The organism is Roseobacter sp. FCG-D35 (assembly GCF_033436665.1).
Taxonomy (GTDB): Bacteria; Pseudomonadota; Alphaproteobacteria; order Rhodobacterales; family Rhodobacteraceae; genus JAWQFO01.
The window spans coordinates 279,208-293,162 of sequence record NZ_JAWQFO010000007.1 but is presented as its reverse complement, the minus strand read 5'-3'; the positions used below and the strand labels follow the sequence as shown (position 1 = coordinate 293,162).

Here is a 13,955-nt window from a genome sequence, read left to right as displayed (position 1 = left end):
GCTTGTTCCCCATTCCTGGTCCTCCGTTTCCTAACCATAGCGGTGGACCAATTCAGATGGGGAGGCTCACGCCCGTGAAAGCGCAGAGCAGAGGGACCCATTTTTTGACGGCGGCGGTTGTGGCGTTCTCGCGAACTCGGCCCCTGTCGTCCGGTTCTGCACGATACTTCAGGCAGTATTTAAGGATCCGGTTCGCCTCAGCGGTCGTGTAGCCGCGCTCGCGGCTGCGAGGTTTACGGGGAATCTCTTGGCGGACGGTCTCGGCGACGTTGGCATGGATGCGATCGTTGGCAACTCCCCGGTTCAGAACAGTTCGAATCGCGGCAAGATCGGCGCTTGAAACGGTCTTCGGGCCGACCTTTGTCAGGCGATGGTCGCGCCAGGCTATGATGTCGCGCTTGGTAATCTTGTTGGCGTCATCATGCCCGAGAAATTCGACGAGATTGTCAAACACCGACTTCCAGCGCTTGGCCGCTTAGTTGCATTTGCCGAGCAGTTGCTTGGAGGCTGTGTAGTCGGCGAACAGTCTCAGGATCGATACCCGTTCGCTGCGTGTCTCATCTTGCGGTGCGGCGTTGGCCCAGGATCGAGCCTCAGGCAGTCCAGAATAGTCGCCCTTGTCGCGTTCGACCGACCGGGCCATCGCCTCAAGCTCCGCCTCGCAAAGCTTCCGCGCCAGCTTGCGCCACTCCGTTGTATGCTTTTTTACGGAGGTCCAACCGCGAGCGGCATAAAAGTCGAGGACGTCTCCAATGGCGCGCTCCAGTTCCTCGTCGTCGAGGGCGCTACCAATACCGCTTCGGAGTTCTGCGACGCGGCCGTCGTCGATGTCCGTCTGCGCGTATCTGGGATTATCGTTCCTAAGCTGTTCGTCCAAGACGAGGCGATGCCGATAATGAATGTAGGCAATTTCGTCGTGCGTCAAACTCAGGGCCGTTGCAGCAGGGGTCTTGTTGGCCGGTAGGTTCGACAATTGTCCTCTTGCTAGGTCCAGATGGTCTTGGAAGCCTGCCAGGGCCTTCGGAAGCTGCCTGAGCGCAATCGTCCGATCCGCACCAAGTGGCGTGCGGAACTCCGTCTTGCCCGCAAGCTGTGGACGGAGTTCATTGGGCACGACCACTCGCGCGTAGTAGCGGCCGTCCCGGTGCAGCAGATGCTTCACTTTGCCGGGTTTTGCTGCTCTGCCCTGACGCGGCTTTTTCGCCATGCGGGTGCCCTTTTTGTAACGACGTTTGTAACACCGAAGTGTGCAAACGGCCTTGCAGTCAAGGGGTTTCAATGATTTCAGGGTGTTAACCTGGTGCTGCCGGAGAGATTTGAACTCTCGACCTCTCCCTTACCAAGGGAGTGCTCTACCCCTGAGCTACGGCAGCGCCGGTGTGGCGCGTGATTAGACGCAATCGATAGGCCGTGCAAGCCCAATCTGGACCCTTTTCGCGCCCTGCGTTAGACAGGCGCCATGGCAGGAAAACGCCCCTCTGACACGCCACAGCAAAGCCGCGAGGAACGCCTGAAGGCGGCACTCAAGGCGAACCTGGCGCGGCGCAAGGCCCAGAGCCGCGCGCGGCAGGCCGGGCAGGAGGACAGGGCGGCAGGCAAGGCGCCCGGCGGGCAGCAGGAGAAAGACTAGGCACATGGATTCGATACTTGTCCGGGGCAATGGCGCCCTCGAAGGGCAGATCGCGATTGCGGGCGCGAAGAACGCCTGTCTCGCGCTCATGCCGGCGACGCTGCTCTCGGAAGAGCCGTTGACGCTGATCAACGCGCCGCGGCTGTCGGATATCCGCACGATGTCGCAGCTGCTGCAATCGCTCGGGGCGGAAGTGACCAGCCTTGCCGACGGCACCGTGCTCGCCATGTCGAGCCACGCGCTGACCAGCCACACGGCGGACTACGACATCGTGCGCAAGATGCGCGCCTCGATCCTCGTGCTGGGGCCGATGCTGGCGCGCGACGGGCAGGCGGTGGTGTCGCTGCCGGGCGGGTGCGCCATCGGTGCGCGCCCGGTGGATCTGCATCTCAAGGCGCTCGACGCGATGGGGGCCGAACTCGATCTGCGTGACGGCTACGTGCACGCCAAGGCTCCGAACGGTCTCAAGGGCGGGTCCGTCAAGTTCGACTTCGCCTCGGTGGGTGCGACCGAAAATGCGGTCATGGCGGCGAGCCTCGCGAAGGGTACGACGGTGCTAGAGAATGCGGCGCGCGAGCCGGAGATTGTCGACCTCGTGAAATGCCTGCGCGCCATGGGCGCCCAGATCGAAGGCGAAGGCACGTCCCGGATCGAGATCCAGGGCGTCGACCGGTTGCACGGCGCCACGCACACGGTCGTGACCGACCGTATCGAACTGGGAACCTACATGCTCGCCCCGGCGATCTGCGGCGGCGAGGTGGAACTTCTGGGCGGGCGCATCGGCCTCGTCGGCGCGTTCTGCGAAAAGCTCGACGCGGCGGGGGTGTCGGTCACGGAGACCGAGACCGGCCTCAGGGTGGCGCGCAAGAACGGACGGATCAGCGCCGTCGATGTCACGACCGAGCCCTACCCGGGCTTTCCCACCGACCTGCAGGCGCAGATGATGGCGCTGCTTTGTACCGCCGAGGGCACCTCGGTTCTCGAGGAAACCATTTTCGAGAACCGCTTCATGCACGCGCCGGAACTGATGCGCATGGGCGCGCGGATCGACGTGCACGGCGGCCATGCCACGGTGACAGGCGTCGACCGCCTGAAGGGCGCACCGGTGATGGCGACGGACCTGCGGGCCTCGGTGTCACTGATCCTCGCCGGGCTGGCGGCGGAGGGCGAGACCATGGTCTCGCGCGTCTATCACCTCGACCGGGGCTATGAACACGTCGTCGCCAAGCTGCGCGGCGTCGGCGCGGACATCGAAAGGATTTCCGAGACATGAACGACGCGCGGTTCGAAGACGGGCGCGATGCGCCGCTGAACCTTGGCGCCTATGATGCCGAGGATCTCGGCGTCATCGCAGCACTTGCGCAGGACGCCGTGTTCCCGATTACCGAGGTGTCCTATGACCGCGCAGGCCGGCGCTTCGCGGTTCTTCTGAACCGGTTTCGCTGGGAAGAAAGCGCCGCATTGGCCGAGCCGGAGCGCGTGCAGTCAGTCCTGGTGTTCTCCAACGTCCTGTCTGTTGCCAGCAGCGGCGTCGACCGCAGTGACAGAGACCAGGTGCTCTCGCTGCTGTCGATTGCTTTCGAGGAGACCGAGGCGCCGGCCGGGACGGTGGAGTTCACGCTGGCCGGCGACGGGGCGGTCCGGCTGACGGTCGAGGCGCTCGAGGCGACGCTGCGCGACGTGACCAAGCCTTACGCGGCGCCCTCGCGCAAGGCTCCGAAACACCCGGATTGACCGGCTTGGGCCGCGGCACTGCCGTGGCTTGAGGCCCGGCTCCGTGCGGAGTAACAGGGGCCGCACCATCCGAGGAAGCCCGATGCCGCAATTCCTGTCCTACGATCAGCCGGATTTCGAAGTCGCGTTCCGCGCACTGCTCGACGCCAAGCGTGAAGATGCCCCGGACGTGGACGACGCGGTCGCGGGCATCATCGCCGACGTGCGCGCGCGTGGCGATGCCGCACTGGTTGAGCTGACCGCCCGGTTCGACCGGATGACGCTAGAGCCGGCCCAGTTGCGGATCGGCGCGGACGAGATCGACCGGGTCGTCGCGGAGGTTCCGGCTGTTGATATGGCGGCCCTGACGCTCGCGGCCGACCGCATCCGCGCCTACCACGCGCGGCAGCGCCCGGAGAACGCGTCCTGGACAGACGAGAACGGCGCGACGCTGGGCTGGCGCTGGACGCCGGTGTCGGCGGCGGGTCTCTACGTTCCCGGGGGCCTTGCGTCCTACCCGTCCTCGGTGCTGATGAACGCGATCCCCGCGGCGGTCGCCGGGGTGGAGCGGCTGGCCATGGTCGTGCCGACCCCGGATGAGGTGCTGAACCCCCTGGTGCTGGCTGCGGCGAAACTGTCGGGTGTCACCGAAATTTACCGCATCGGCGGCGCGCAGGCCGTCGCCGCGCTCGCCTACGGGACCGAGACCATCGCGCCGGTCGACAAGATCACCGGGCCGGGCAACGCCTATGTTGCCGCGGCCAAGCGCCGGGTGTTCGGCAAGGTGGGCATCGACATGATCGCGGGTCCGTCGGAAATCCTGGTGATCGCCGACAGCGACAACGATCCCGACTGGATCGCGCTTGACCTGCTTAGCCAGGCCGAACACGACGAGAGCGCCCAGTCGATCCTGATCACGACCGACGCGGCCTTCGCGCGCGCTGTCTCGGATGCCGTGGAGCGTCGGCTGGAGACATTGGCGCGGCGTGACATCGCGGGATCGAGCTGGCGCGACTACGGCGCGGTCATCACGGTGCCCGACCTCGACACTGCGGCGCGGCTGTGTGACCGGATCGCGCCGGAACACCTTGAACTCTGTGTCGCCGAACCAGAGGAACTTGCCGACCGGATCACCCATGCCGGCGCCATCTTCCTCGGCCACTGGACGCCGGAAGCCATCGGAGATTACGTCGGCGGGCCGAACCACGTGCTGCCGACGGCGCGGTCGGCGCGGTTCTCCTCGGGCCTCTCGGTGCTCGACTTCATGAAGCGCACGACGCTGGCCCGGATGACACCGGATGCCCTGCGCGCGGTCGGCCCGGCGGCAGAGACGCTTGCGGCCTCGGAAAGCCTCGAGGCACACGGGCTGTCGGTCACCGCGCGGCTCGACCGTCTCAACGACTGACCGGCAGGCGCGTCACTTCGGGGCGATTTTCCGGGGCCGTCTCTTCCGGAGGCTCCGTGCTCTCGTCGTGGGGCAGGGCGTCCAACGGCGCGATTTCGAGCGGCGCGGGCGGTCTCACGTCGACAAGAAGGCGCGCGGCATCGGTGCAGCGGTAATAGGCCTCGTGGGTCGAGAAATAGTTGAAGGGCGCCCGTTTCTGGACCTGCGGCGTGATCGTCGGCGTGTAGATCTCGTCGTACTTGTCGGACAGCCGCTTGCGGCCGCGGTACTTGTGCGGCAGCGGGCGCGGGCTGGCCATCACGTCGCTGCGGAACACCACGTCACGCCAGTCGGCCAGCCGTGACGGGCAGGCATAAAGCGCACCGACGCGGCGCTCGACCCAGGCGTCCTGCTGTACGAGCAGCCCCAGCCCGGCGCCCCAGGTGTGCAGCGTCGTTTTGGGCAGGGGCTTGCCGTACCCGGCCAGCGCGTCCACCGCGATCGCACCTCCCAGCGAGTGGCCGACGACATGCACCTCGTCATAGCCCGGGTCCATCCCGTGTACGTGATCGAGCAGTTCGACGAGCCGGGCTCGCGTCTTGGCGCGCACCCCGATCTCGGTCTTGTTGATCTGCTGGTCACGCAGGTAATCCTTGATGAAACTCGATATGTTCGAGATGTTCTCGAGCCGCCCGAGGCCGAACAGCATGATCAGGAACAGCAGCAGCGGCAGGCTCTGCAACTCGTCGAACCAGCGTACCAGCGGTTCGGTCCAGCCGAACGAGGCCAGGGCCTCTTCGATCGCCGTGGGCACGGTGCTGTCCGCGGTGCCGATCGCCTGAACCAGCACCGAGATCACGGTGAAATACCAAAGCAGCAGCAGCAGCGAGGCCACCAGCATCGCCATCACGGTCCGGGCCGGAAACTCGAGCCGCACGATCGCCCTGGCGACCCCGCCGGCGGCCCAGTACCAGATCAGGTGCAACCCGCGCCGGAACCGCGCCCAGGGGCTTTCCTTGCTCCAGTCCGGGACGAGATCACCCCAGAAGGCCTCGTAGACATGCATCTCGATGGCTTCCAGCGTCTCGCGGTCGGTGGCGACCAGACCGCATGCGTCCTTTCCGGTCGACTGATCGATCTCGATCGGCTCGACCCGAAAGCCCGAAGCGTATCGCGTCATTGCGTGCACCAGCCGCTCGCGCGCGCCGAACCGTTCGAGCCTTTCAAGGCTCGGCACAAGAATTACCGCCCGTTTCCGCATCTTGGCCCCTCTCGCAAATGGATTCATCAAATACGAGCATTCTACCGCAAGTTGGCCTTCTTGCCTACCATGCCGGGGCCTCGGGCGCATTGCTTGCCCCGGCACAGCGGGCTAAGACTTCCCGACACGACAGGACGACGCCAGCCCATGACCCGCATTTCGCAGATCGATCTAGACGATTCCGGCCTTCCGCCGCCCACGCCCGAAATCGAACAGGAGCGGCGAGTGGCGATCTTCGACCTGCTCGAGGACAACAGCTTTGTCCTGCCGGCCCGCGACGGGCGTGCGGTGCCCGACGGGCCCTATCGCGTGAACCTTTCGATCAGGGACAAGCGGCTTGTCTTTCACATCACCACGGAAGACGACGAACAGGCGGCCGAGTTCCACCTCTCGCTCGGTCCCTTCCGGCAGGTCGTGAAAGACTATTTCCAGATCTGCGAAAGCTACTTCGACGCCGTGAAGAAGCTGCCGCCGAGCCAGATCGAGACCATCGACATGGCCCGGCGCGGCATCCACAACGAAGGTTCGCGCGTTTTGCAGGAGCGTCTGTCGGGCAAGGCGGAGGTCGATACCGACACCGCGCGGCGCCTCTTTACCCTGATCTGCGTGCTGCATTTCGGCGGATAGATGGGTCGGGACCTCCCACAATCCGTACTGTTTTGCTGCGACCACAATGCCGTGCGGTCCCCGATGGCCGAAGGCATCATGAAGAAATTTTACGGGACCGGCACATACGTCCAGTCCGCGGGCGTCATGAACGACATGGAAATCGACGGATTCTCCATCGCCGTCTGTCAGGAGATGGACGTCGAGCTGTCGCGCCACCGCTCGCGCAGCTTCGACGAGATGGAGAACTGGGGCGACGATCTGTCCTCCTTCGATCTCGTCGTCGCCCTCAGCCCCGCGTCGCAGCGCCGGGCGCTCGAACTGACGCGGCTCTACCATCTCGATGTCGAGTATTGGCCGATCCTCGATCCCACCGGGCTCGGCGAAAGCCGCGAGGACAAGCTCAGCAGCTATCGGCAGGCGCGGGACCAGATCATCACCCGCCTCAAGGACAGGTTCGGGGACCCCAGGGAGATCACATGACCCATATCGTGAAACGATACTTCGACGCCTTCAACGACAAGGACGTCGACGCCATGCTCGCCTGCCTGACCGACGACGTCGAGCACCATGTGAACGAAGGCGGTGTGCGAACCGGCAAGGACGCCTTTGCCGAGTTTTGCGCCCACATGAGCCGCTGCTACGACGAGACACTGACCAACATGGTCATCTTCGACGCGCCCGACGGGTCGAGGGCGGCCGCGGAATACGTGGTGAACGGCAGCTACAAGGCAACCGACGACGGGCTGCCCGAGGCCCGGGGGCAGACCTACAAGCTGCCCGCAGGCTCGTTCTTCGACATTCGCGACGGGCTGATCTCGCGCGTGACGACGCGCTACAACCTCAGCGACTGGATCGCACAGGTCTCGGCTTGACGCTGGACATCCGCATTCTGCGCGGTGACGAACTGGACAGCGCGCTCGACGCCGTCGCGGAACTGCGCATCACGGTGTTTCGCGACTGGCCCTATCTTTACGACGGCGACCTCGATTACGAGCGCGGCTATCTGGATCACTACCGCGAGAACCCGGATGCAATTGTCGTTGGCGCCTATGACGGCGACACCCTGGTGGGCGCAAGCACCGGCCTGCCGCTCGAAGGGCACGACGATGGCTTCGCCGCCGCCTTCGCCGAGACCGGGCTGGACCTGTCGCGCATCTTCTATTGCGCCGAAAGCGTTCTCTTGCCGGATTATCGCGGGCAGGGCGCTGGGCATGCATTCTTCGACGCGCGCGAGGCACATGCACGGGCCACCGGCTTCGACAGCTGCTGTTTCTGCGCCGTGATCCGGCCCGACGACCATCCGCGACGCCCCGCGACCTACCGGCCGCTCGACACGTTCTGGGTGGGCCGCGGCTATGCCCGGCTGTCCGGCGTCATCGCCAAATTCGAATGGAAGGATATCGGCGAGCCAGCCGAGACCGCCAAGCCGCTGCAGTTCTGGATGCGCAAGCTCTAGCGATCGAGGATCACCGTGCGATCAAGTGCGTCTGCAGAGCCGCTCGGCCTGATCTCCGAAGGCGCGCCATTGGGTCCAGAACCGTTCGTCCCCGGCGCGGTCGGATTGCCGCGTCTCCTGCGCCTTGTGCGGGTCGCGATAGAACACCGCGCCCTTGCGCTGCTCGCCCGAGCTCAGCGACATGTCGGCGACCGCCTGAACGCAGCCGCAGCGCGCCTTCGAAGCCTCGCGCTTGTTCAGCTTGAGACACGAGCTGTAGATCGGTCCGGTGGCGAACAGCACCGGTTCGCGGTACCCCACTGTCGCGCTTTTCCGCCCCCCGCCGCAGGCGGAAAGGACCGCGACAATGCCGAGGGCGAGAACAAGAAATCTCATTCGAATGCCTGCCTTTCGCGGCCGGGTGCCGTCCCGATCCGCCTGTCACTGCTTTATGCCGTTTTATGCCGCAAAGGGCAGGACAGGGCAATTCACGTTTGGCCCATCGAAGGTCCGCGCGGCAGCTCAGAACGTCCAGCGCGCCCCGACGAAAGTGACGTCCATGTCCTCCAGATCGCTTCCGCCACCGTCGTACTCGTAGCGCTTCCACGCGGCGTAGAGATCGAGGTTATACTGTTCCACGGTTTGCACGAAGCCGAGGCCGATGGCCGTCGACTCCGATCCGGAGACCTGAAAATCCGAACCGTCGTAATAGTCGACGGCAAAGGCCGTCGGGCCATAGGCGGACCAGTTGCGGATCAGGCCGAGCTTGACATAGCCGTACTCGGCATCGCCGCCGGTCTGCTCCCGCCCGCTGGCGAAGGCTACGTTGAAGCCGCTGGGTTCATGCAGAAGCGCAAGCGATCCCGACAACAGTTCCACCGGGCCGCCGCGCCATGAATAGCCCAGCCGTGCATCCACCTGCATGTCGCCGTAGTCGCGCAGGTAGCGGCCGCCAATGTCGTAGTATTCGTTGTCGTCCCCGTCGACTAGCACCTCTTCGCCGGCCGATATCGAGAAGGTGAACCCGTTGAGTTGCGGCGTGTCATAGCGGGCCCGGAAGCGGCGCGCTCCGTCGAAGGAGCCGAAGACGCTGCCCACGGAGATGCCTGAGGGATCGCCCGATGTGTCGTAGAATTCCTGCGCGCCGGCGAGGTCCGCGATGCCCGAATAGATCACGACCCCTGTGCCGGAAAAGTCCGCCTCGGCCACGCCGTCCGTCGCGGTGCTGCCCTGTCCGAATGACAGCCGGCCAACGCCCGGTATCGTCACGATCCCTTCAAGCTTGCGCAGTCGGGTCTCGTCGTAGTCGATGTCGAAGCTGTTGTCGTCGCCGTTGACGCTGGCCGTGCTGGTGGCGCCGAAAGATGTCTCGAAGTTGAACCGGAACTGAGATCCCCCGGCAAGCGCCCGGTCGTAGAAGAGCCCGATCCGGGAAGGTGAATTGGCATTGTCGGCAAAGCTCGAATGGGTGTCGAACCCGTTGTCCGAGGTCAGGACCCCGAAATTCAACTGGCCGTAGAAATCCCAGCCGTCGCTGTCCTGTGCCCACGTCGCGGCAGGCAGTCCGACGGTTGCCAGCCCGGTGCAGAGGGCGGCGCGGAGCAGGCTTCGGTCCATGACATGTCCTCCAGGGTAATCCATCCGGGGCGATGCTACCAACAGTTGCCTTTCGCTGGAACAGGCAATCTCCGGTAATGGCCTTGGGAACAGGGTGTCGCAGGCGCCCTTCGTCCTGTTGTCTGCGACGCGCGACCGACCTTGACCGCCCCCCGAAAGGCGGACATATCAACCGATCATGACACCGCTCTCTCATATCCGCAATTTCTCGATCGTCGCCCATATCGATCACGGGAAATCCACGCTTGCCGACCGTCTCATCCAGTCGACCAACACGGTGAGCGCGCGCGAGATGAAGGAACAGATGCTCGACTCGATGGACATCGAGCGCGAGCGCGGGATCACCATCAAGGCGCAGACGGTACGCATCAACTATACCGCCGACAACGGTGAGGAATACGTGCTGAACCTGATCGACACGCCCGGCCACGTTGACTTCGCCTACGAGGTTTCGCGGTCGATGCGCGCGGTCGAAGGTTCTCTGCTGGTGGTCGATTCCACCCAAGGCGTCGAAGCGCAGACGCTGGCCAACGTCTACCACGCCATCGAGGCCGATCACGAGATCGTCCCGGTTCTCAACAAGATCGACCTGCCCGCCGCCGACTGCGACCGGGTCGCCGAGCAGATCGAGGACGTCATCGGCATCGACGCCTCCGACGCGATCCGCGTGTCCGCCAAGACCGGCGTCGGCATCCACGAAACCCTGGAGGCCATCGTCCACAAGCTGCCCGCCCCGAAAGGCACGCTCGATGCGCCGCTGAAGGCGATGCTGGTCGACAGCTGGTATGACGCCTATCTCGGCGTGATCGTCCTTGTGCGGATCATGGACGGGCAGCTCAAAAAGGGCGACCGCATCCGCATGATGCAGAACGGCTCGATCCACCATGTCGACCGGATCGGCGTCTTCCGCCCCGCCATGACCGAGATCGACGCGCTGGGACCGGGCGAGTTGGGGTTCCTGACCGCCTCGATCAAGCAGGTCCGCGACACCCGCGTCGGCGATACCATCACCCATGAGAAGAAGGGCACCGACACCGCCCTGCCGGGCTTCAAGCCGGCCCAGCCGGTCGTCTTCTGCGGCCTCTTCCCGGTCGACAGTGCCGAGTTCGAGGACCTGCGCGACGCCATCGAGAAGCTGGCCCTGAACGACGCGTCCTTCTCCTACGAGATGGAAACCTCGGCCGCGCTCGGCTTCGGCTTCCGCTGCGGGTTCCTGGGCCTGCTGCACCTCGAGGTGATCCGCGACCGGATCGAGCGCGAGTACGACATCGACCTCATCACCACCGCGCCCTCGGTCATCTACCACGTCCACATGCGCGACGGCACGATGCGCGAGCTGCACAACCCCGCCGACATGCCCGACCTCACCCATGTCGATCATATCGAGGAACCGCGGATTAAGGCGACGATCCTCGTGCCTGACGACTTCCTCGGCGACGTGCTGAAACTCTGCCAGGACCGCCGCGGCATCCAGCTCGACCTCACCTATGCCGGCTCTCGCGCGATGGTGGTCTATGACCTGCCGCTCAACGAGGTGGTCTTCGATTTCTACGACCGGCTGAAATCGGTGACCAAGGGCTATGCCTCCTTCGATTACCAGCTGACCGGCTACCGGCAGGACAACCTCGTGAAGATGCAGGTTCTGGTCAACGACGAGCCGGTCGACGCGCTTTCGACCATGGTCCACCGCGATCGCGCCGAGGCACGCGGCCGCGCGATGGTCGAAAAGCTCAAGGATCTGATCCCGCGCCACATGTTCAAGATCCCCATCCAGGCCGCCATCGGAGGCAAGGTCATCGCCCGCGAGACCCTGTCGGCCATGCGCAAGGACGTGACGGCCAAGTGCTACGGCGGAGACGCCACGCGCAAGCGCAAGCTGCTGGACAAGCAGAAGGCGGGGAAGAAGAAGATGCGCCAGTTCGGGAAGGTCGATATCCCGCAGGAAGCGTTTATTAACGCCTTGAAAATGGACAGTTAATCTGTCCATTTTCAAGGCGAGTGCGCGGCAGCGATTGTCGTAGACAATTGCGTGCGCACCCCGGTTGTCTAGCTTGGGCATAGGCGAATGGATCCTCGTGCTGAACATCCAGAAGCCGGTGTTGGGCTGCGATAGAAGTGTTGAAAGCCTATTTCCTAGATGAAATTTCGGCTTCGAATACAAGACAAAATGGAACTTGTTCGGCTTCGCTCAATGCCGTCTTTTTTTGAAACTAATTTGATCTAAGCGGGAGACTCCGGAATTTAGAGCGCTCAAAACCTCAATAGCATAGCTGTTTAACTGGTCGCGTGCGCGCGTTATGTTGAATTTCTCTTGAGCGCAAATATTGTTAAATTGTCAAAGGGGTACTTAATTTCCTCGAAACTACCCAGTATGTCTACCGAAAATTTTTTAAGTATGGGGTCGATGGAGAATGCCTGTATCTTTACCTTAAGTTTTTCTTGTTCGACTTGCGGTGCAAAAGTCCAAGTGATTACCCCGTTTAAAGGAATAAGAACTTTTTTCTTCCGTAGGTTTCCCAAGTTATTGTGGATATGGTCTCTTTGATCTCTCAGTTTGGTAGCATGCTCAGCTATGGATCGAAACTTCGAACTTTGGTAAATGGGGTTGAGAAAGTGCTTTTCGGATCTCGATAGTTTTCCGATTTGATGGATTAGCGTGATGGAGCTCCATATTGATCGAATAACCTCACTGCGGTCGCATATTCGAAAATCACCTTCGGATTTTCCTGAGTGATTTTCCATTAGTCTTTGTTGTGCCCGAACTTCTGTCTGAAAGCTTTCCAGCAGGTGCGCAAGTGTTGAAAACGCAGCTTGCTGGCCATGGTCAATATGAAGCGGGAAGTATCGAAGGGTTTCAATAAGATCCATAGGACGTTTCCTGACAAATAATTTGCCGCAGTAGTTATTTGACCGTAGCTTCTGCTGTGGCAATTTCTCTGTTAGTTCGCCCTAGCGTTGATGCAATGTGTCATTTCACGCCCTCGTAAAGCAAGTGTAGATTGGACCGTTAACTCGCCGATGCCTTTCGGTGCTCGCTCGATCACAAATATCGTAGGGTTCAGTTTCATCTGGGGATGGCCTCCACGCCGCCGTTACATCCCGCCGCAATTGGCGCGCGCGACGAGTGTCCGGGAACCCGTCCCCACCCCCCGCCGTTCTCCCTCCAAGGAGAACCGCCATGCCCACCGACGCGACCTACACCCCGATCCCCGACCGCGACGCCGACCTCCGGCGGGCGGAGCGGATCGCGCGGCTTCTTGACACCCGTTGGCGCATTCCCGGCACGCCGTTGCGCTTCGGTTTCGACTCCATCGTCGGGCTCGTTCCGGGGGTCGGCGACACGGTGATGCTGCTGCCGTCGCTGTGGATGATCTACACCGCATACCGGCACGGCGCGCGCGGTGCGGTTCTGGCGAAGATGGCGGGCAATGCGGGCGTGGACTTCTTCGTGGGCTCGGTGCCGGTCCTCGGCGACGTCTTCGACCTCTTCTTCAAGTCGCACCGCCGGAACGCCGCCCTGCTGCGCGATACATTGGCCGCGCGTGCCTGACCGGCGATCTTGACGCATATCAAGGCGAAGGGCTCGGCTCGCCGCCATTGTCTTCCCGATCAAAGGGGAGACCGGAATGGACATTTCCAGGCAGAAAACAGTTCTTGAAACCCGCCGTGCCGAGCTTGCAGTCGCGCTGCAGGCGGTCGAGCGCGAACTCGACCAACCGGCGACGCCGGATTGGGAAGATCGCTCGACCGAGCGGCAGGGCGACGAAGTGCTGGAGGCGTTGGGGCAGGCCGAACTGAACGAACTGCGCCGCATCGACGCCGCGCTGGCGCGGATCGAGGACGGCTCATACGGGCTGTGTCAGACCTGCGGAGATGCCGTTTCGGACGCGCGCCTTACGCTTCTTCCTGACACGGCATTCTGCAAAAATTGCGCCGTCTGAAAGCAAAGGGCCGCCGATCCGGCCGCCCCTTCAGTCAGATCGAAGCCTGCGCATCCGCAGCGCCTTCCTGCACCGCCTCCCCGGCGTTCTCGACGTCACGGCCGACGCCTTTCGCGGTTTCGCAGGCGGTGAGGGCGAAGATGGTGCCCAGCAGGATGAAAATACGGGTCATGGCGGTCTCCTCGGTAAGGTTCGCCGCACAACGCGGCAAGCGGGCCGCCTGTTCCCGTCAGACCGCGCGCTGGATCGCGGCTCCCGCGTTTTCCATGTCGCGCCCGATGCCCTTCGTGGTCTCGCAGGCGGTCAGCGCCAGCAGCGCGGCGAACAGGATCGCAAGTCTCGTCATCGTCTCGGTCCTTCGAGGT

The 13,955-nt window shown here is 63.2% G+C and carries 19 protein-coding genes and 1 tRNA gene; 11 read left to right on the top strand and 9 right to left on the bottom strand.

Going from position 1 to position 13,955, the window contains the following annotated elements:
* Positions 1-52 precede the first annotated feature (52 nt).
* The 3 genes from R5H30_RS17185 to R5H30_RS17175 all read right to left on the bottom strand — a co-directional run bounded on the left by R5H30_RS17185 (position 53) and on the right by R5H30_RS17175 (position 1,373).
* Complete coding sequence (locus R5H30_RS17185; protein ID WP_318329780.1) at positions 53-454, bottom strand: site-specific integrase; 402 nt, start codon at positions 452-454, stop codon at positions 53-55.
* Positions 455-475: 21 nt separating this feature from the next.
* Positions 476-1,207: a DUF6538 domain-containing protein gene (locus R5H30_RS17180; RefSeq protein WP_318329779.1), complete on the bottom strand. Its 732-nt coding sequence runs from the start codon at positions 1,205-1,207 to the stop codon at positions 476-478.
* A gap of 91 nt (positions 1,208-1,298) precedes the next feature.
* Positions 1,299-1,373: transfer RNA gene (locus R5H30_RS17175), tRNA-Thr, on the bottom strand.
* Between the two features lie 86 nt (positions 1,374-1,459).
* On the opposite strand from R5H30_RS17175, the gene R5H30_RS17170 reads away from it, so the two are divergent.
* The 4 genes from R5H30_RS17170 to hisD all read left to right on the top strand — a co-directional run bounded on the left by R5H30_RS17170 (position 1,460) and on the right by hisD (position 4,748).
* The gene (locus R5H30_RS17170; protein ID WP_318329778.1) at positions 1,460-1,630 is read left to right on the top strand and encodes a hypothetical protein; all 171 of its coding nucleotides are present in this window, start codon (positions 1,460-1,462) and stop codon (positions 1,628-1,630) included.
* A gap of 4 nt (positions 1,631-1,634) precedes the next feature.
* Entirely contained in the window at positions 1,635-2,903 is a 1,269-nt protein-coding gene (murA, locus tag R5H30_RS17165; protein ID WP_318329776.1) for a UDP-N-acetylglucosamine 1-carboxyvinyltransferase, read from the top strand.
* The gene (locus tag R5H30_RS17160; RefSeq protein ID WP_318329774.1) at positions 2,900-3,364 is read left to right on the top strand and encodes a DUF2948 family protein; all 465 of its coding nucleotides are present in this window, start codon (positions 2,900-2,902) and stop codon (positions 3,362-3,364) included. The genes murA and R5H30_RS17160 overlap by 4 nt, the downstream gene beginning before the upstream one ends.
* Positions 3,365-3,446: 82 nt before the next feature.
* The gene (gene hisD / locus R5H30_RS17155) at positions 3,447-4,748 is read left to right on the top strand and encodes a histidinol dehydrogenase (RefSeq protein ID WP_318329773.1); all 1,302 of its coding nucleotides are present in this window, start codon (positions 3,447-3,449) and stop codon (positions 4,746-4,748) included.
* On the opposite strand, the gene R5H30_RS17150 is transcribed toward hisD, so the two are convergent.
* The gene (locus R5H30_RS17150; RefSeq protein WP_318329772.1) at positions 4,738-5,988 is read right to left on the bottom strand and encodes an alpha/beta hydrolase family protein; all 1,251 of its coding nucleotides are present in this window, start codon (positions 5,986-5,988) and stop codon (positions 4,738-4,740) included. The two genes, hisD and R5H30_RS17150, sit on opposite strands and share 11 nt — an antisense overlap.
* A gap of 147 nt (positions 5,989-6,135) precedes the next feature.
* On the opposite strand from R5H30_RS17150, the gene R5H30_RS17145 reads away from it, so the two are divergent.
* From R5H30_RS17145 to R5H30_RS17130, 4 genes are read left to right on the top strand one after another with little or no spacing between them, the layout of a single operon-like run.
* A complete protein-coding gene (locus tag R5H30_RS17145; protein ID WP_318329771.1) occupies positions 6,136-6,615 on the top strand; it encodes a UPF0262 family protein in 480 nt (159 codons plus the stop codon).
* Positions 6,616-7,077 carry an arsenate-mycothiol transferase ArsC gene (locus R5H30_RS17140; protein ID WP_318329770.1) on the top strand — a complete coding sequence of 154 codons (462 nt, stop codon included), beginning with the start codon at positions 6,616-6,618 and terminating at the stop codon, positions 7,075-7,077. It begins immediately after the preceding gene.
* Positions 7,074-7,469, top strand: a complete 396-nt coding sequence (locus R5H30_RS17135) for a ketosteroid isomerase-related protein (protein WP_318329768.1) — start codon at positions 7,074-7,076, stop codon at positions 7,467-7,469. Before R5H30_RS17140 ends, R5H30_RS17135 begins: the two co-directional genes overlap by 4 nt.
* Positions 7,466-8,053 carry a GNAT family N-acetyltransferase gene (locus R5H30_RS17130; RefSeq protein ID WP_318329767.1) on the top strand — a complete coding sequence of 196 codons (588 nt, stop codon included), beginning with the start codon at positions 7,466-7,468 and terminating at the stop codon, positions 8,051-8,053. The genes R5H30_RS17135 and R5H30_RS17130 overlap by 4 nt, the downstream gene beginning before the upstream one ends.
* Positions 8,054-8,074: 21 nt before the next feature.
* Here R5H30_RS17130 and R5H30_RS17125 read toward each other — a convergent pair whose 3' ends face one another.
* Positions 8,075-8,353 (bottom strand): hypothetical protein, encoded by a 279-nt coding sequence (locus R5H30_RS17125; RefSeq protein WP_318329766.1) that lies wholly within the window; start codon positions 8,351-8,353, stop codon positions 8,075-8,077.
* Between the two features lie 201 nt (positions 8,354-8,554).
* Positions 8,555-9,649 carry a porin gene (locus R5H30_RS17120; RefSeq protein ID WP_318329765.1) on the bottom strand — a complete coding sequence of 365 codons (1,095 nt, stop codon included), beginning with the start codon at positions 9,647-9,649 and terminating at the stop codon, positions 8,555-8,557.
* 178 nt (positions 9,650-9,827) lie between these two features.
* Here R5H30_RS17120 and lepA point away from each other — a divergent pair, with 178 nt between their 5' ends.
* The gene (lepA, locus tag R5H30_RS17115; protein ID WP_318329764.1) at positions 9,828-11,627 is read left to right on the top strand and encodes a translation elongation factor 4; all 1,800 of its coding nucleotides are present in this window, start codon (positions 9,828-9,830) and stop codon (positions 11,625-11,627) included.
* Between the two features lie 317 nt (positions 11,628-11,944).
* Here lepA and R5H30_RS17110 read toward each other — a convergent pair whose 3' ends face one another.
* Positions 11,945-12,517, bottom strand: coding sequence for a hypothetical protein (locus R5H30_RS17110; RefSeq protein WP_318329763.1), 573 nt, complete (start codon positions 12,515-12,517; stop codon positions 11,945-11,947).
* A gap of 310 nt (positions 12,518-12,827) precedes the next feature.
* Here R5H30_RS17110 and R5H30_RS17105 point away from each other — a divergent pair, with 310 nt between their 5' ends.
* A complete protein-coding gene (locus R5H30_RS17105; RefSeq protein ID WP_318329761.1) occupies positions 12,828-13,199 on the top strand; it encodes a DUF4112 domain-containing protein in 372 nt (123 codons plus the stop codon).
* Positions 13,200-13,275: 76 nt separating this feature from the next.
* On the top strand, positions 13,276-13,590 hold the full coding sequence (locus R5H30_RS17100) for a TraR/DksA family transcriptional regulator (protein WP_318329760.1): 315 nt from the start codon (positions 13,276-13,278) through the stop codon (positions 13,588-13,590).
* Positions 13,591-13,624: 34 nt separating this feature from the next.
* Here R5H30_RS17100 and R5H30_RS17095 read toward each other — a convergent pair whose 3' ends face one another.
* Both R5H30_RS17095 and R5H30_RS17090 read right to left on the bottom strand, forming a co-directional pair.
* Positions 13,625-13,762 (bottom strand): entericidin A/B family lipoprotein, encoded by a 138-nt coding sequence (locus R5H30_RS17095; protein ID WP_318329759.1) that lies wholly within the window; start codon positions 13,760-13,762, stop codon positions 13,625-13,627.
* A 57-nt stretch (positions 13,763-13,819) separates the two neighbouring features.
* Positions 13,820-13,936 carry an entericidin A/B family lipoprotein gene (locus tag R5H30_RS17090; RefSeq protein ID WP_318329757.1) on the bottom strand — a complete coding sequence of 39 codons (117 nt, stop codon included), beginning with the start codon at positions 13,934-13,936 and terminating at the stop codon, positions 13,820-13,822.
* Positions 13,937-13,955: the final 19 nt, after the last annotated feature.